This is a genomic window from Mycoplasma sp. 2575, from assembly GCF_053851635.1.
In genome coordinates this window covers 39,359-57,671 of the sequence record NZ_JBSQBB010000001.1, presented here as the reverse complement: position 1 = coordinate 57,671, position 18,313 = coordinate 39,359, and the positions used below count along the sequence as shown (strand labels likewise).

Annotated in this window: 16 protein-coding genes; 8 read left to right on the top strand and 8 right to left on the bottom strand. The window is 26.1% G+C overall.

All coding sequences use genetic code 4. From position 1 onward, the window contains the following. Positions 1–17: 17 nt before the first annotated feature. The 4 genes from ACWXVU_RS00170 to ACWXVU_RS00155 are packed head-to-tail and all read right to left on the bottom strand — an operon-like array spanning position 18 to position 5,089. Positions 18–1,661, bottom strand: coding sequence for a hypothetical protein (locus ACWXVU_RS00170; protein ID WP_438340483.1), 1,644 nt, complete (start codon positions 1,659–1,661; stop codon positions 18–20). Between the two features lies 1 nt (position 1,662). Further along, positions 1,663–2,550 (bottom strand): GTPase Era, encoded by an 888-nt coding sequence (era, locus tag ACWXVU_RS00165; RefSeq protein WP_438340482.1) that lies wholly within the window; start codon positions 2,548–2,550, stop codon positions 1,663–1,665. A 24-nt stretch (positions 2,551–2,574) separates the two neighbouring features. Further along, complete coding sequence (ybeY, locus tag ACWXVU_RS00160; protein ID WP_438340481.1) at positions 2,575–3,027, bottom strand: rRNA maturation RNase YbeY; 453 nt, start codon at positions 3,025–3,027, stop codon at positions 2,575–2,577. A gap of 46 nt (positions 3,028–3,073) precedes the next feature. Continuing rightward, positions 3,074–5,089: an Mbov_0121 family peptidase domain-containing ABC transporter gene (locus tag ACWXVU_RS00155; RefSeq protein ID WP_438340480.1), complete on the bottom strand. Its 2,016-nt coding sequence runs from the start codon at positions 5,087–5,089 to the stop codon at positions 3,074–3,076. 112 nt (positions 5,090–5,201) lie between these two features. Between ACWXVU_RS00155 and ACWXVU_RS00150 the strand changes: the two genes are divergently transcribed. Genes ACWXVU_RS00150 through ACWXVU_RS00140 form a run of 3 tightly spaced genes read left to right on the top strand, consistent with a single transcriptional unit; the run spans position 5,202 to position 7,662 of the window. Continuing rightward, positions 5,202–5,879, top strand: coding sequence for a hypothetical protein (locus ACWXVU_RS00150; protein WP_438340479.1), 678 nt, complete (start codon positions 5,202–5,204; stop codon positions 5,877–5,879). Between the two features lie 2 nt (positions 5,880–5,881). Next, entirely contained in the window at positions 5,882–7,273 is a 1,392-nt protein-coding gene (gene gltX, locus ACWXVU_RS00145) for a glutamate--tRNA ligase (RefSeq protein ID WP_438340478.1), read from the top strand. Then, positions 7,264–7,662, top strand: coding sequence for a hypothetical protein (locus tag ACWXVU_RS00140; RefSeq protein ID WP_438340477.1), 399 nt, complete (start codon positions 7,264–7,266; stop codon positions 7,660–7,662). The genes gltX and ACWXVU_RS00140 overlap by 10 nt, the downstream gene beginning before the upstream one ends. 222 nt (positions 7,663–7,884) lie before the next feature. Here ACWXVU_RS00140 and ACWXVU_RS00135 read toward each other — a convergent pair whose 3' ends face one another. Continuing rightward, positions 7,885–9,624: an MIP family Ig-specific serine endopeptidase gene (locus ACWXVU_RS00135; RefSeq protein WP_456011856.1), complete on the bottom strand. Its 1,740-nt coding sequence runs from the start codon at positions 9,622–9,624 to the stop codon at positions 7,885–7,887. A gap of 213 nt (positions 9,625–9,837) precedes the next feature. Between ACWXVU_RS00135 and ACWXVU_RS00130 the strand changes: the two genes are divergently transcribed. After that, a complete protein-coding gene (locus ACWXVU_RS00130) occupies positions 9,838–10,353 on the top strand; it encodes a hypothetical protein (RefSeq protein WP_444704873.1) in 516 nt (171 codons plus the stop codon). Between the two features lie 81 nt (positions 10,354–10,434). On the opposite strand, the gene ACWXVU_RS00125 is transcribed toward ACWXVU_RS00130, so the two are convergent. From ACWXVU_RS00125 to ACWXVU_RS00115, 3 genes are read right to left on the bottom strand one after another with little or no spacing between them, the layout of a single operon-like run. After that, a complete protein-coding gene (locus ACWXVU_RS00125; RefSeq protein WP_456011854.1) occupies positions 10,435–11,220 on the bottom strand; it encodes a hypothetical protein in 786 nt (261 codons plus the stop codon). Next, positions 11,207–13,024 (bottom strand): MAG3240 family lipoprotein, encoded by a 1,818-nt coding sequence (locus ACWXVU_RS00120; RefSeq protein WP_456011853.1) that lies wholly within the window; start codon positions 13,022–13,024, stop codon positions 11,207–11,209. The genes ACWXVU_RS00125 and ACWXVU_RS00120 overlap by 14 nt, the downstream gene beginning before the upstream one ends. Before the next feature lies 1 nt (position 13,025). Beyond that, positions 13,026–13,616 (bottom strand): hypothetical protein, encoded by a 591-nt coding sequence (locus ACWXVU_RS00115; RefSeq protein ID WP_456011852.1) that lies wholly within the window; start codon positions 13,614–13,616, stop codon positions 13,026–13,028. 393 nt (positions 13,617–14,009) lie between these two features. On the opposite strand from ACWXVU_RS00115, the gene ACWXVU_RS00110 reads away from it, so the two are divergent. The 4 genes from ACWXVU_RS00110 (at position 14,010) to grpE (ending at position 18,255) form a co-directional block, all read left to right on the top strand. Next, positions 14,010–15,569: a M28 family metallopeptidase gene (locus tag ACWXVU_RS00110; RefSeq protein ID WP_456011850.1), complete on the top strand. Its 1,560-nt coding sequence runs from the start codon at positions 14,010–14,012 to the stop codon at positions 15,567–15,569. A gap of 130 nt (positions 15,570–15,699) precedes the next feature. Continuing rightward, on the top strand, positions 15,700–16,377 hold the full coding sequence (gene plsY / locus ACWXVU_RS00105) for a glycerol-3-phosphate 1-O-acyltransferase PlsY (RefSeq protein WP_456011848.1): 678 nt from the start codon (positions 15,700–15,702) through the stop codon (positions 16,375–16,377). A 67-nt stretch (positions 16,378–16,444) separates the two neighbouring features. Further along, a complete protein-coding gene (gene hrcA / locus ACWXVU_RS00100) occupies positions 16,445–17,437 on the top strand; it encodes a heat-inducible transcriptional repressor HrcA (protein ID WP_438340469.1) in 993 nt (330 codons plus the stop codon). Then, complete coding sequence (grpE, locus tag ACWXVU_RS00095) at positions 17,437–18,255, top strand: nucleotide exchange factor GrpE (RefSeq protein ID WP_456011846.1); 819 nt, start codon at positions 17,437–17,439, stop codon at positions 18,253–18,255. The genes hrcA and grpE overlap by 1 nt, the downstream gene beginning before the upstream one ends. Positions 18,256–18,313: the final 58 nt, after the last annotated feature.

The following is an 18,313-nucleotide window of genomic DNA, read 5'->3' as shown; positions in this document are numbered from 1 at the left end:
AATTATTCCTTTCACCATTATGATTTGGTTATTTGATAATAGTAATCAATCATTTTTGTTCTCAATTCAGGATTGAGCGGCTGATATGGTCTAAAATTTATGTCTTTGTTTTCTTTTATATCAAAAATAGAAATTGCTTTTTGATCTTGATTTTTATTGCTATCAATGAAATAAGTTTCTAATAAAAAGAACTTTATAGTCTTAAAACTAGGTGTGTAATTTATTACATCAAAGTTTGCAACATTTTGTAAATTTTCGTTTGAAAAGGCATTTCTAAAAAATCTATAGTATTTTTTATAAAATGATAAATCAATGTCTTTTAATGATTTGGCAATTTTATTTTTATCTTTTTTGTTAAAAAGATTTTTTTCTATTTCTTCTTCTGAAATCCCACTATTTTTAATTTCTTTATAAACATTATTTATGTATTTATTATATATTTGTTGGTAGCTTAAACTAACATCCCCAAAAACAAGGTTTTTTAGTGTTTCTAGAAGAGCGTCTGATTCTTTATCATCTGTGTCTTGTGAAATGATTCATGCATCAATATTTTTATATGTATTTTTAGGCCGAACAAACGATATATTATTACTTTGATTTAAATTTGCAAAGTTATCCTTTCCATAATAAGCATCAAGTGCATCGCCATTATACATTATTGCAACATCAGCTTTTCCACGTGCTGGCTCAATTATGCCCGATACAATTTCCTGTCCATCAGTTATAAGTTTATTTCTTTTTGTGTCTTTTATATTGTTGCCAGTTGAAACATTGACAAATTTTGCAAAGTGATCAATAATATTTTTGTAGTTCTCTTTGTTTAAATCCTTTCATTTTCCGAATGAGTTTTTTTGGCTTCCATTGTCAATTAGATTTTTATAAAATTGACCAATCATGGCATTGTCAAGAAATCAATCAGTTCAGTAAAATTTTGGATTTTTATATTTTTTTGATAATGAATTTATTAGATCAAATCAATTTTTTCCGTCTTTAATATCACTAAAATCAGCATTTTCCTTAATATTATTTCTTGTAGATTTTGAAATTTCTGAATTTTCAGGATTATAGGCTATACCTTTGTCAAGAGTAAAATAAGGAATTAAAAATTCATAAAAATGGTCCATACCTTCTTTATTATCTGCTTCAAAGCCAATAACTTCCTTATCTTTATAATAAAGAAAAGGTTTAAAGTTTAACTTGTCAATTTTATTATTTGGATTAATTCTCTTTATTTCCTGTATTATTCAACTATCAAAAAAATCAAATTGTTTTTTTACGTCATTAGTATAAAGATTTAATATGATCTCTTTTTTATTTTTTGCATCATAATTAACATCAAAAACTTTTTTAAAATTAATCTTTTTTAATTTGTTTTCAACGATAAGTTGAGCTATTTGATAATCAGAATTTACCCCTGCTACAGCTTTTTTATTTTTTATTGCTCTTGTAAATTCATCAAGATTCTTAAATGTATGATATGAATAGTTTTTTTTGATCTTGTTAATAGTATTTTTATTAAGGTATGATTCATAGTTATAAATACTTATTTTATAAGGGTTGCTTATTTTTAAAAAAAGTATAATAATAAAAACTACAAAAATAATGCTGATTAAAATAAAGAGGAGTGAAAGCTTTAATTTATGAGTTATTTGAATTTTCATTTTAATATCCAGCTTTCTTAATTTTTTCCTCTTTATCCACTCAATCCTCATCAACTTTAACTCTTAAAAACAAATTAATAGGATGTTTTAAAACACTGGCGATTTTTTCTCTTGAGGACATTGAAATTGTTTTTATTTTTTGTGCCCCTTTACCAATTACAATACCTTTTTGTGATTCGCTTTTTACATAAATAGTAGCTGAAATTGTATACGGAATTGTTTTGCTATCATTTTCTTTAAATTCATCAATTAGCACAGCGATTGAATGCGGCACTTCATGATATAAATTTTTAATTGCATATTCTCTAATAATTTCTTTAGCTATAAATCTAAGAGAGACATCGCTTAATTGGTCTTCCTCAAAAGGCAAATCATCTTCATAAGAATATTTTTTAATTTCATCAATTAAATCAATATAGGATTGTTTATAATCTTTGCCAATACCCAAAACGGTATTAATTCCTAAACTTTTTAATTCATGAGCTTTTTCATCTAATTTTATTTTGTTATCAATTAAATCAATTTTAGTTATTATTGCTATTATTTCGCTATCTGTTGTTTCCTTAATTTTGTTAATAATAAATTTATCGCCTTTTCCTATTTCTTCATTAGCTGGCGTTAAAAATAAGACAATATCAACAGCCTTCATTGTTTCATAACTTTTTTGATTTAGTTTTTCCGATAATAAGAATTCTGCCTTGTGGACTCCAGGGGTATCAATAAAAATTATTTGGACTTCATCATCATTGTATATACCTTTAATATTATCTCTTGTTGTTTGGGCAACATTGGAAACTATTGCTAACTCAAAATCTAAAATGTTATTTATTAGCGTACTTTTTCCTACATTTGGTCTTCCTACTAAACCAACATAACAAATTTTTTTCATTTATAAACCTCATAAAAATTTTTATTAATATCTAGTGATGTTTAAACGTTTCATAATGTTTTCTACATGTGTATTCATAACTAAAGTTTCTGCTTCTGTTTGGTGGTCAAAACCAAAAAGGTGTGCAACTCCATGGGCAAAAATATAGCAATATTCTCTTTTTAAACTATGATTAAATTTTTTTGCTTGTTTTTTTATTTTTCATGGCGAAATAATTATTTGACCAAGCTCTAAATTTTCAAGAAAATCTAACTCATTAGCTGCTTCTAGTGGGAAGCTTAAAATATCAGTTGTATAGTTTTTGTTTCTATGCAAATTATTAAGTTTTTTCATTTTGAATCTATTAACAAAAAGAAGGTCAACAGACAAATCTTTTGTACTATTAAACTCTACCTTTGCTTCATTGAGTATATTGCAAAAATCTTTCTCAAATTTAAACGTGCTAAAACTGTTATTTTTAATGGTTAATTTATTCATAAAAATAATTATAAATTAACACAAAAAAAATGAAAAAAATTGAATTTTATTTTTTTAGAAAAATAGTTGGGGAATTTTTTAGTAAAAATCTTTTATTATGGCTTGTTTCAATAATAATAGAATTTTCTTGTTTTTTACATATTAATCTAGATATAAGTTCAAACATTTGCTGTGATAAAAATTCAAAACTTTCATCAAGCAAAACCAATTGATATTTTTTTATTAATAGAGGCAATAATTTTATAATTTGTTTTTGTCCCATAGAAAACTTATTTGAGTTTAAAAGTAGATTAGAAAATATATTTATATTTAGCGAATTTATAACACTGATGAAATCTGTATCTTTTAATATTTTTTCTTTTTCCTTATTATTAACATCTGAAAATAAATATGTATATAAATCTATGTTTGGCATATTAAATTCATTGCCTGAAAAATAAATTTTTTCCTTAAATCAAGACTTATTTATCTCTTTGATTTCAATATTATTAAAAATAATTGACCCTTTGTAATTTAAATAAAAACCACTTAATAATTTAAACAAAGTACTTTTTCCGGAACCGTTTGGGCCTTGCAATTTCGCACCTTTATCAATAATAAAATTCAAATCATTTATTATATTGTGACGTTCAAATCCAAAGCAAAGCCCTTTGAATTTAATTGTTTTTAAATCTATTATATTATTAATAGAATTTCTTAATCTTGATTGTGGAATATTGATTATAAAATTTAATCTAGTTGAACCGTTCTTAAAAATTTTTCATCCTATAAAAAATTCTTGAAGATTATTGCTTGGTTCAGAAATAATTGTTTGTATTTGCAAAATAAAAAATAATTGGCCTAGGTTAGATGTTTTTTGTAATAAAAAAAAGCAATAAATTATTATTGTGGTTATCAAATTTAAAAACCTTAAAATTAAATTTTTTATTGAACTTAATTTATTAATATTAAGATCAACATTTCTATAACTTTTTATATTGCTTAAAAAACTTTGTTTTTCAAAATTTTCTCACAGCATTAGTCCATAAGAATCTTCATTTTTTACTATAAACGAAAGTTTATTTATTTCTTCAACGCTTTTTTGTGTTAGCTTTTTTGATAAATGGCTAATTTTATTGTTTATAAAATAGCTAATCAAGGTCTTAATTATATTAACAAGTATTACTATTAATATGAATTTTATTTTTATAAAAAATAATAAAGGTATAACTAAGATAATAGAAAATAAAAAGGAAGAGATAAAAGAAATCATAAACGATAAAAAACCGGCTATTGATTCAATTGATAGATATCTTAAGAGAATTTCATTCTTGCTAATTTTTAAAATTTGTTTGTATTCCGCTCCTTCAACGCTATTTATAAATTGTTCTTTTATTGTTGTTGATATTAAATTTTTTAATTTTGTTAATAAAAAATTATTTAATAAGGAAACAACAAGCAAAACCATTGAAATTCAAAAGAAAAACATTATTGTTTTTTGTCCTTCTGATATTTTTATTTGTTGAATACTTGCAAATATATTTTTATTAATAAATGAAAGTAAAAAATTTAAAAAGATAGTAATGAAACTAAATAGGACGCCAATGACTAATGACTTTAAATTAAGTTTAAATTTAAAAGAAAAAAACTTTTCATAAATATTTTTTTGATTACATTCTTGCTGTTTTTTAACTATTATAATTAGGCCAGTAAATTGTTTTTTAAATTGCTTAATCTCTATTTTTCTTTTTCCTTTTGTTGAATCTAAAGTAAATACAAAATTATCACTTATGTTTTCAATAATTACATAATGTAGAAAATTGTCTATCTTTGAAATAGCAATTAATGGAAAAGAAGTTTTGAGTTTTAATATTTCTTCTCATTCAATTTTAAATGCTTCTGTATGGAGGCCAATTTTACTAGCCAACAAACAAAGGTTGGTAATATTAATCCCATCCTCAGAATAGGTTGATTCATATTTTAAAAAATTTATATCAACTCATTTTTTTCAATAAAATTTGTGTAATGATTGTAATACATAAAGTCCACAATCTTTAATATCTTCTTGGAACCGAATTTTCATATATTCAATTGTTTCATTATTTAATTTTAACTATGTCTAAATAAAGAAAAAAAAGAGAAATTCTAATTACTTAACAACATTAAAATTTTAAATTTTAGTAAAATTAATAATTATGAAAAAATCTAAAATTAAAAGAAAAATGTTAATTTTTTCTTTATTAGGATCATTGGGCGCGATCTTAGCTCCCTCTGTTTTATCAGCGGCTTGCACGTTTGATTTACCGGTTATATCAATTGTTGATGATCCAAATTTTGTTAGCATAAATGAAAAAGGAGAAAAAATAATTAAAAAACGTAGTGCTAGTTCATTTTACGAATTAAATTCAAAACGTTTATTCAATCCAATTAGCCAGTTTGATGATAAATATAGGCTATTCACAAATGATAGGAAATTAAATAATACACATGATACATCTCATGTTTATAAGATTAAACCTGATTTTCAGTTTTTAAAATTTGCTAATTTATCCGGTCAATATGATTATCGCCTTTTTTCATTTAGATATGATGAATTAGTCGCAAACATTCCTGGCGCTGCTATTCCCAAATATTCTCAATATAAACATAACCCTAAGGCAGTTTTTATTATGTTATATTGAATTAGAAAAAATGTTGAAGCAGCACCTAATTTTATTAATGATGTTATTAGTCCATCAAAATCTCGATTTCCAGAATCTCGCCCTGAAATTGAAGAAGCACCATGAGCTTTTGTTAGAAATACTTCACCTTCGTTAAAAGGTTTTTGACAAGATGTTACTGAACCATTAGTTTTACTTTTTGAAGAGGAATAATTATGAAAACAATAAGAACAAGATACGCCCCAAGTCCAACAGGTTATTTACATATTGGCGGTGCTAGAACCGCTCTATTTAATTATTTATTTGCAAAACATTTTAATGGAACTTTTATTTTTAGATTAGAAGATACTGATGTTGCTAGAAATGTCGAGGGTGGGGAAGAGAGTCAGCTTGAAAACCTTGCTTGACTGGGTATAATACCAGATGAAAGCCCGCTAAAACCTAATAAAAAATACGGCAACTATCGACAATCTGAAAAATTAGCAATTTATAGAGACATTGCTAATAAGTTAATTGCCAAAGGTTTCGCGTATAAGGCATATGATAATTCACAGGAATTAGAGCAACAGCATAAAGAACAAGAGGAAGCTAAAATTGCTTCATTTAGATATGACCCTAATTGATTGAAAATTTCTGATGAAGAAAAGAAACGCAGGGATGAGAATAATGAATATTCAATAAGGCTAAGATTGAAAAAAAATACTATTTATGGATGAAACGATTTAGTTAGGGGTTGAATAGAAGTTAATAGCGATGATATTGGTGATTTTGTTATTATCAAGAGCGATGGTTATCCGACATACAACTTTGCCGTTGTCGTCGATGATCACCAAATGGAAATTAGCCATGTTCTAAGAGGCGAAGAACATATAACAAATACGCCTAAGCAATTAGCAATATATGAGTCTTTAAATTGAACTCCTCCTGTATTCGGACATTTAACCATTATTACTAATATGGAAGGTAAAAAACTTTCAAAAAGAGATAAAACTTTGAAGCAATTTATTGAAGATTACAAGAATGAGGGATATAACAGCCATGCAATTTTTAACTTTTTATCTTTATTAGGTTGAACTTCAAAAGATAGCCAAGAAATAATGAGTCATGAGGAATTAATTGAAAAATTTGATCCAGAAAGGTTATCTAAATCACCTTCTAAATTTGATATAGTTAAGATGGATTGATTTTCAAAACAATATATGAAAAAAGTGGAAAACCAAGAAATTATAAAATTAATTAATTCACCATTTTCTGACGAATGAAACAATTTATTTGTTGAAACTTACAAGCAATCAGCGTCAACAATCAATGAGATCAAAAATAATTTAAAAATATATACCAAGCCAAAAGATAATACTACATTGGTGATATCCAATATAGATGTTGTAAAAACATTTAGTAAATTATTGCATCAAAATGATTTTGATATTCAAAACATTCAAATGTGTATTGAACACACAAAGCAGGAATTAAATGTAAAAGGTAAGGATTTATTTATGCCTATTAGAATTGCTGCAACATATGAGGAGCATGGACCAGAATTAGCTAAGGCTATCTATCTTTTTGGCAAAGACATTGTATTTGAAAGACTAAAAAAATGAAGCTAAAATATATTTTAATTTCAGAACAAGAAGGCGAAATATTAAGCAAAGTGGAGACTGATTTTGTCGATTTTAAAGAAAGTAATAGCACTGAATTTACACATATTGAATTTACTGATGAAAAAGTTATGGACTGTATTTTAGATATTAAAAATGATGAAGTAAGAATCTCATATGCCGGTCAATATTTAGAAATGAAGCAGAATGAATTTGTGCCCAATAAACTTATTGTTTCATTTGATCCAAAGAATAAGACAAATAACATTCAGCAAATTCATATTGATATATATTTAATTGAAACAAAAATATCTAATAAAGAAATATCATTTATGTATGACATTTTACAATCAAAAAAAATTCTTGTAAGAAACACTGTTAAACTAGTCTTTGAATAAACAAAAAATCTAATCGATAATTCCGATTAGATTTTTATTTTTTTATACTTAAAGTGGAAAACACAGGAATAAATTAAATGTGATTCCTAATAATTAGGGTTAATTTTAGAAATTCTACAATATCTTAAGAATTTGAAAATTAAAAACCTTGATTTTGAAGATAGTTTTAAAAAATTTATAAGAGGGATTTTGTTTTTTTGATAATCCTTATGTAAAAAGAAACTATACACCGTTTTCAAATAAAACCGTTTTATTAAAACCTTTAAAGAAATCATCTTGTTCAGATAAAATTTTAAGATTTTGTCTGAAAGATTTTTCTTGGTTTGGATATAACTCTTTATTACTTCCATCTATTAAATTATGTTTTGGTCCATAGAATAAATCATTGGAATTTTGAACTAAGAAAGTAAAGGCGCCTCATTTTGTTGTATCTTTAATGTTGGGGGTTAGTGCTGAAAGAGATGAATATATTCCAACAGGCATTCCAAATTCATTTACAGCAAGAGAACCACTTGCCCCATAATATAAACTGCTATTTAGAACTTGTGCCTGTACACCGATGCCATATGATATGGTTTTTTCAGATAATAGATTTTCAACTGGCGCACTACTTAAGAAGCTTTTATTTGTGAAAGTGTAATCTTCGATTTTTATGTTCTTAGGATAGTTTTTTCAGAAGTATTGATTATTTCCACTATCATTATCAGAAGGGAAGCCTGCTATATATATTCTTTTTGCATTTGGACTTAAAATTTCATTTTCGCTATCAAAGTTTTTATATTGTTCCTTGTGAAGATAGGCTGAGTAGTAGTCATATGTAATATAGGGAACTTTTGATTTATCATGGTTAGGATATTGCTTTGATGAAAATAATGTTACATCATTATTAATGCTGTTGATGCCTTTATTAATATGTTCTAGTAATTTCTTTAAATCTTGATTTGTTTCGGCTTGTTTTTTAAGTTCGTTGAATTTAATTTTTATAGCAAATACAGCAAAGTCTTTTCCAATTCTTTGGGTTTTATTGATATTAGGTTGATAGTTTGGATGCTTCTTTAATATTTCTTCATTTGTTTTCTTATCAAAGAAGTCCGTTGCGACAAAAACAGTTTTTGGATTTGAAAAAATTTGATCTCCAACAAGTTTTACATCTCTTACATCTTTTTTATATTTTTGATCATTTGAATTTATAAAATAGCTAACAATATTTTCATTGCCTTCGTGTTTTCCTGACTCGATAGGTTCTAAATTAGCATCACCCAGAGGTATGCCAATACCAAATGAAACAACTCTAGCATCTTTTTGCTCTTCGCCAGTAAAATATTCCGGGAACGTTTCTTTTAATTTATTGTCTAATGCATTGTATGCATATTGATATACATGAGCATTTGTTGCCATATATAACATTAGTTCTTCAGAATTTTCAACTCCATTTTTTCAAGCATAATCAAGTATTCAACCAGTTCCAGTTGATAAGAAAGGAATTTCATCTTTATCTCTTTTTCCATCATCAAGACTTTGTGTAATGGTATTAAATGAAATAGCAAAAGATCTGTCTAATATTTTTCTATATGCTTCAGTTTGTTTTATCTCCAACTCCGGTTTATTAATTGCTGGTTTTGGTTTTTGCAATCCTGGAAAGTTTGGCGGTATTATAGGGAATTGAGGCAATTGCGGGGTGCTATTGTCTTTTTTACTATGCGGATTTAATGGATTTTCCGGCGAAGATTGCTCTTTAGAAATTTCGGGTTGCTTAGGTGTTGGCAACGGTAACGGAATTGGTTTTTGGTTTTCTGATTTTTTGTTTGAATTTATAGAATCAGTATTTGTATTATCATTATTTTCTTTTTTGTTATCATCTTCAGACTTCGGTTCACGGTTTGGTTGTTTAGTTTCGATACATGAAGTGGTTAACAGTGCTAATGTAGGAATTCAACTAAGTAATAATAATTTCTTTTTCATATTGCTCCTATTTTTACTTATTATTTTTTTACAATAATTTTATATTATTTTTTCTAATAAAATAATTTAGGTTTCCTTAATTTGGCCAATCTTGTTTTTTACACAATAATTAATAAAAATATTTTAGTATTTAAAAAATATTTAAATAAAAACATAAGTTGCTCTTTTTTAAAAAAATAAAACATAATTTTTTGTTGTATTAAAATATGTGTTATGAAATCAATAATAAGAAAATCTTTATTTAATAAAAAATTGAGTTTTTTATCGATCGGGTTATGCATAGCAATTAGCCCTGTTTTGATATCATGTGCTAATTCTAATAAAATAGATGATAGTCAGCGACAAAAACCTATGTTACTTAATGCTTCGCAACTATCAAGCATTAGAAATGAATTTGTTTTTAAGTTATCTGATGAAGCACAAAAAGAATATAATGCCGAACAAGATAATGCAATGGCGAGATTTATTCAAGTAATAGAAAAGCTTAACAAAAAATACAATAATAAGAAACATGATGATGGTGATAAGATTGCTAATGATGTTGAATTTAAAAAGTATTTTTTTCTTCATAAACCCGATATAACAAAAGTTAGCAAATCTCATCGGATTGATATTAGATTTAAGGTTGATACTATTACGAGACAGATCGATTTATTTTATGATGTAATTTGTTTTGATTTACGTGTTAACGAGGAAGTTAATGCAAAAATCCCAATGGAAATTGATTAAGTTTTTTATTTATTTTAATAGCTTGCAGTCAATTGGGCTACAAGCTATATTTAATAAATTTTTTTAGACCTATAGTAGAAGTTAAAAGAATTCTTGTTGGTTGTTTTCTTCAAGATTAGAAACTATTAAATCAATATTAACGTCAAGATTTACATGGTTGATATTGTCATAAATGAAAATTTTTGCCTTGTGATATTCATTTAAGAAGTTTTTAAGTTCTTGTTTCTTTATCATGTTTGATATTTGCACTAGTTTTTCTTTTAAGGCAATCATTAAATTTTTAATTGGTATTTTTTTAGCTGCGTAAATGTTATCAGCAAAATCCTTGTTATAGATATATTGTTTAAAATCATCATCTAGTTTGCTAGTATATTGGTCTTTTGTTAGTTTTTTTAAGTTATCATTATCAAATCTGAATTGTTCCAAATAAAAATTAAGATTTGATAGAGATTTAATAGCTGAATTAAAAAGATTGTAAAAATCATCAAGTAGCTTTGAAAAATCATTGAGTAATTTAGGATTTTTGTTATGTCAAAAAGAATTGTAATATTTTGTTAGCCCATCTTTATTTTGACTTATACTTTGCTCTTCAATTAATTCTTTTAGTTTATCTTTGACTATATCATAGTTTTCAAAAAAGGTATAGTAAGCATAATTAAAAGTCCGCATTGTTTTTTTTATTTCTAAAGCAGTTTTTGTTATTTTTTTATCAAATTGCATTTCTAAGGGATTGAGATCTTCATTTGCCTTAAAACCTTGTACATTTTTTGACGATTTTATTTCGATGCCGCTTGTTGCGTTGCATGAGATAGTTAGTAACCCGATTGAAGGAATTAATAGGGAAGCTAAAATATTATATTTTTTCATTATAGTGTCCTTTAGAAACAATTGTAAAAACTGGTGTTTCGTTACTAAACTCAAATAAATTTTTTACTTTTATATCTATATAGTAAAAAGGTTTCTCGCCCTTGTTTTTGTAAAGAAAATCCTTTTCTGAGTTAAACTTGTAAAAATAAAATTTTAAAGTAGTTTCATCTCCAACGGTTTCATTTTTGGCTAATTCTATCTTTTTGATTCCGCTATTAAGATTTGAATTTTGAATTTCGAGAGCATATGCAAGAAGGTAATTGTTCAAATAAGCAGTTAAGAGTTTTAATTGATCCTGTGTATTGCTATTCGGATTAATAATGTGTTTTTTTCAATTTATTAAGGCATAATTTATTAGCGAATTAAATAAGGGGTTATTAACAAAATCATCTAGTTTTATGCCGTTGAAGGTTGGTTTTTTTTCTTTTCTATATATTGCATAGTCGCTACTTTCTAATTTATCAACAGCTGCCAGCTTAGTTGATATAGCCTTTAAAAAGTGTCCATGGTCGTCAAAGTTTGAACTTAATAGTACGTAGTCTTTTGTTGTTTTATCTTTTTTAAAAACTCTAATAATCATTTTGATTAATTGGCTAGTTTCATAGTAATTTGTAAATTGAATATCTATTACTTTATATTTTTCATCAATATTCTTATATATGTCTGGAATATCGAATTCTAGGTAATCTTTAAAATTAGAAAATAAATATACCAAACCTCTCGAGTTTCAATAATCGATGCTATTATAGCCTTTGATAAATGAATTTATATCCTTTCCAAGGTTTATGTTTTCATTTTGTTTTATGATTAAAAATGGATTTTTTACATAATCATTAAATAAAGGTAGTGTTTCGCTAAGACCATTATTGCCAACACCGAATTTTTGTTCAGTGGCATAATTTCTAAAACCATTAATATAAAAGGTTTTATTTTTAATTGCATTATTTACAATGTTTTTATCATCAAAATCAATAATGTCTTCAATTTGAAAACTAATAAAACTTTGGTTTGAAAAATCATTTTCCTGAACTCTTGCCTTTGTTCAATCTATGTTAATTTTTTTAATATTAAGATCAAATTTATTTAAATATAAAATAAGAAAATTAATAAATGTATTTCTAAAAATTTCATTTTCAGGCCTTAATCAAGAACTGGCTTGAATGAATTCGTTGTTAAAAATATTACGCGTAATAAAGGCTTCACCCACTTTGTTTAGAAGGGAATTTTTATTCATTAATCCACTGTTTGTTTTTATATCGTTAACAAGACGAAATATTACTGTTTGAAAATCAAAAAAATATGGATCATAAACACGGTAATAATCTGTATCTTTGTTTTTGTTAGCAAGGAAATAAAATCAAAGGTTAGAATATCCTCCTGCTTTTCTTATTTCCTTAAAGTCATATTGAGTAAATAAGTCATCAAAATTTTTAAAAGCAGAGTTATTTGTCCGTTCTATTTTGTAATTATCATATTTGGTTCTTATCTGTTTTCACGATTTTTGCAATTTGAATTCTGGTTTAAATTTGAGAGTGGGGTTAAATTCTAATTCATTGTTATTTGTAATCTTTTTAACTTGACCCAAATATTTTAAATAAGTTTTGCTAGATTGGTTTTGATTAATAAAAATGGGTTCAAAATTGTGCAGTGATGCTAGTTGTTGAGCATTTAGCTTTGTTAAGTATTTAGTGTTAATTTTTGATTCATCAATTAGAATTTTTTGTTGTCTTGCGCATGATATAGAAATAATTGGAAGCGCTAAACTTCCAATTATTCCGGCAAGTATTAATTTACTTGTTTTCATATTATTTATCAATAGGTAGTGTTAAATCTACAAAACCATGCCCTTCAGTTTGCTTTCCATCCAAACATTTAATTTTAAAGAAGTAAAAAATATTTCTTTTTTCGCTATTATAACCGAAGTAGCATTTTACATTATGGTTTCCAGCAAAATATTCTAAATTAGGAATATAAACTTTTATGTATTCATTAAAATCTGCATTGCGTAAGTCTTCAGGTGTAAAAAAGAATCTATCTTTATCATCTGAATTTTGATTTTTAGAGAATCATTTTATAATTTTTTCTCATAAACCATTAATATATTCATCTCTTGCAATATCATCAGTAAGGCTGCTATACTCATCCCTAGCCTTGTCAGTCATAGTGAAGTTAGCGTTAGCAATTGTATCATTTACTTTAGCTCGTAATTCTTCACCAATTAAAGAACCATCGCGATTAATAGAAGCATCAATGCTATTGCTTTGTTGAACACCGTTATCTTTTTCTTGTTTATTTGTAGTTTGACTACAACTAGTTAGCAAAATAGCTCCTGTAATAACAGGCGTTGCAGATAAAAAAAGTTTCAATATAGTCTTCTTCTTTTTAAATGTTTTCATAATTTAATACCTCTTTTAACATAATTATAAACTTTTTAGAAAAGATATATAAAAAAATAAAACACTGAAATTTTGGAAAATATGCATTATTTATTAAAGCACAACTAGATTATATTTGTCAAACTGTTAATATTTTTATTATGTAAATCTTATATTGGGAAACGAATATTGCTTAATTTAATTAAGAAATTTGTATCATGCTTTTTTAAAAGATATCTTAATTTTAATTGAAAAATTGTTATTATTAATATATTTATTATAAATATTTTTTTGTTTAATCTGGTCGATTTTTGTGTATAAAAAAATAATATAGTTTAAAATATATTTATATTTTACAAATTGCTGAATGTTATTTTGTACAAATATAAAATAAATTAAGAAAGGAAAAAGTTTATGAAACGTTCAATTAAGGCACTAATTGCCATGGGGGGGCTAACTGGCATTGCACTACCAATAATGGCAATCTCATGTTCAAATCCAAATAATCCAAAATCCACTGATGAAGTAGGGCTAAGAAATACATTTACAAATTTCTTGACTACTGTTCATGGTAGAAAAGCAGGAGATGATAATAACTTTAAAAAAGCGTCATTAGCGACAACAACTCTTAAACACGCCCCTAAAAAACTTTTAAATGATGGAATAAAGTTAGAAAAAGATAAAAGATTAACAACAGAAATAGTTGAAAAGAATTTACTATACAAATTTGGCGAAAAAGTAGATCAAAAAGTTAATAATTATGGTAGCTATTATGCATATAAATATTTAGTTAAAGAAATCGCAGATATGGGTTATACTAATTACACCCCAAATGGAATCACATATCCTGAATATGATCATAAAAGAACTGTGCAATATGATGAAACCAAAGATAAAGCAATAGTTGATTCAATGAAGCAAAATTTAAAGAATGATGGCTTCTTTACACAAGGTTTTTTATTTGCAAATAATGGATACAATAATGTGGGTAATAATATTGTGGTAACAATTAACCCAAGTGCTAAATTAACTGATAATGGTAAAAGAAAAATTAAAGATTTTTACATTGTTTCTCATTATGACTCAATGAATAATGTAGGACCAGAAGGTATTTCATGAGGTGCAACTGATAATGCTACCGGTGTTACTGTTAATTTAAATTTATTAAAGTATTTCTCAGATCCTAAAAATAGAGATAATCTAAGTGTTAGATTACATTTAATTTTTGTTGATGGTGAAGAGCTTGGAAAACTAGGTTCAGAAGCATTCGTAAAGCAATTCTTAAATGGCGAAAAAAATGAATTACGCGATAATTCTTTAGGAATGATTAATATGGATACAGTTGCAGGCGGTGATTATATGTATATTCACTCTCCTAATACTGTTGATGATTTGAATGAGGAGTATGGCAAGGTTAAAAAGGATGAATGAAATTTATCTCCATTACTACGTAACCACATCAATATGCTTTCAAAAGAAAGAGCTAACAAAATAAAGGATGCTGATCAAGAATTAAAAATTCATCCGCAATTTGTTAAAACCGAATATAAAGAAGGTGAAACTGGAGACTGATCAGACCATGCTCCATTCTATCAAATCGCTAAATTACCAGTGGCTTATGTTGAATCAACAAACTTTGCAATTAAGGCAAAATCAGGTTTATATGATGGCTATGCTCAAACTATTAATCCTAAGGCTTGAGTATTAAAAAACGGTAAAACAATAGAAAAATTAAAAGAAAGAAAATTGGAAAATGGCCAAATTGTTCATGATTGACCTGATGGATTAACGAAAAAAGATTTTGCGATCCTTGGAGATATTTGACACAGTGATTTAGATACTCTAAAATGGGTTAATGATAACATTGGTCCAAAATTTTATAAACAACTAGATACTGTATTTCAAACTTTAAAGGCAACAGTAACATCATTACATAAAATTGATGGCGATAACTTTAGTTACATTAAGCTATAAGCTAAAAATCCTTGTTTTCAAAAAACATTGCCTAATTACTAAGCAGGTAATGTTTTTTGTTTAATTTTTTTGATGTATACTTGTCTTAATTTTGAATAATGATTTACTAAAATAATGTATTATTTTATTTATGTTCAATTGAAAATACGTGTGAGTTAATTTAATAATTTTAATACTAGGCTACTTAATTGGCTCGATTAATATTAGCATAATTATTTCAAAAAGAAAAAAACGTGATATTAGAAATTTTGGTTCAAAAAATGCAGGTGCGACAAATGCTTTAAGAGTCTTTGGTTTTAAATTTGCATTACTTGTTTTTTGCTTTGATATTTTTAAGTCTTTTATTCCCACAATTATTGTTTTTACTATCAAAAAAGGGGTAAATAGTAATTTTATAATTCCTTTATTCGCAGGTTTGGGAGCATTGATTGGGCATATTTTTCCTTGTTACTTTAATTTTAAGGGTGGCAAAGGTGTTGCTTCATTTTTTGGAATGATTTTGGCATTTGATTTTCCAACATTTTTATTGCTTGTACTGGTTTATATAACCTTAGTTTTAATCATAAGATATATTTCGATTTCATCCGTGGTTATATCAATTATTTTTGCTTTTTATTCATTTATTCCCTATTTTTATACATCTTGAATTCTTTCGTTTATAAACCATAATATTCCATTATGATCACATAGTTACATTTTAGTTTTTGCTTCTATATTAATTTTGTTGAAACACATTCCAAATTACATTAGATTATCAAATAAAGAAGAAAAGAAACTTAACTTATTTAGTAGTAAAATTAGCAATTAACTTTATAAAGTGCTAAAATAGTGCTAAAATATATATTATTAAATTTTAAGGAGGTGTTTTTTGTTTTATGGAATTAAAGGCACGCCACATAGAAATTTTTAAGATGATTGTTGAAAAATTTTTTGAGACAGGAGAACCTGTTGGATCTAAAAAATTAGTTGAATCAAAACACTTGACTTCTTCATCTGCAACTATTAGAAATATTATGTCTGATCTTGAAAAGATTGGTTTTCTAGAAAAACCGCATGTATCCGGTGGAAGAATACCTTCAACTAAAGGCCTTGAATACTATACGAAATATATTGCATATAATCCAAAGAAGTTTTTTAATAAAAGTTTGAGTGACATTCTTGTAAAGAAAAGATTGAGTGTAGATTCTACATTAGATGAAGCTGCTAATTTGATTAGTAAAATGGCACATTTTACTGTTGTTGCAACTTCCAATAATAAAGATGAAAAATTAAAAAGTATTCAATTGACACCTCTTGATACGTCTTCAGCAGTTATTGTTATTGTTACCAGTAGTGGTAATGTGCAAAATAAAATTTTTGATTTTAGCGATGATATTGCTTTAAATGATTTGAGAATTGCCGTGCGGCTATTTAAAGAAAGACTAATTGATACGCCTTTAATTGAATTGGCCGAAAGAGCTAAGGCTTTGTTACCTTTATTTAAAGAAAGAATAGGCAATTATGAAAAAATATTAGAAAAGTTTGTAAAAACTATTTTCGTTTTTGAAGAAAAGATTCAAAATAAAACCTATAACAAAAACGCAATGATTTTATCAAAAGATATATCTCGTGAAGAATTGGTTGACTTATTAGATCTCATCGAAAAACATTCGGTGTGATCAATGATTGAAAATAATTTGGATGAAGACAATAAAATTAAGCTTGATTTTTCAAGAGAAAATTTAAATATTATTAGTAAAAAAATTGACTTTGAGAACGATAAAAATATTAAGGAAATCTCAATTATGGGGCCTAAAAATATTGATATTGATGAATCATTAGAAACGTTAGACATATTGGCAAAAATAGTGCAAAAAGGAGATAAATAATGTGAGATTTTAAAAAATACGAAAAAGTAAATTTTGAGCTATGTGAGAAAGAAAATCACAAAGAAAAAATAACACACTTTTCATACGTTTGAGATTATGATGATGTTGATCCTATTATTAATGAAATATTAAACAAAGGTAAGAGTGAAGCTGATGATTTACTTAGTTATAGGATTAAGAAAAAAAGTTATGTTCTTAAATTGGTTTCAGTCGCTGATCTGGATGATTTAACAAAAAAAGTAATTGAAAAAAATGCCATTCTTACAAATGAACTTTCAGAAAAAAAAGATAGAATTAAATCTTTGGAAGAAACTATCGAAAAAATTAACAACGAAAAAGAGGAGTTAAGAGTTAAATCAATAATCGAAGCTAATAAATTTAAGGATGAGGTTATTGCAATTCAAAAGAAGGCCCAAGACTTAATTAGTGATCATAAACAAAAAAATAATGATCATCAAGAAAAACAAATTGCTGAAGCAAAGAAATACGCGCTTCAATCTTTTATGGAAAATATAATTCAACCTATAAATAATTTTGAAAAAGCAATTCTTGCTGCTAAAAAAATTGATAATGATACATTGAAAAATTTTATCGTCGGATTTCATATGTTATATAATCAGGTTGAAAATATTCTGTTTGATTTTGGATTGAATAAAATTATTCCAAATGTTGGTGATAAGTTTGATTCTAATATTCATCAGGTTTATGAATTGGTTGCATCAGATTTAGAAAAAGATACAATTTTAGAAGTAAAAAATATTGGTTACAAACTAAATGATAGAACTATTAAACCGGCATTAGTTATTGTTTCAAAATAATTCGCTATTTTTTCCTAAATTAGCAAATAAAAATAATAACGTAAATAGAATTTAATAA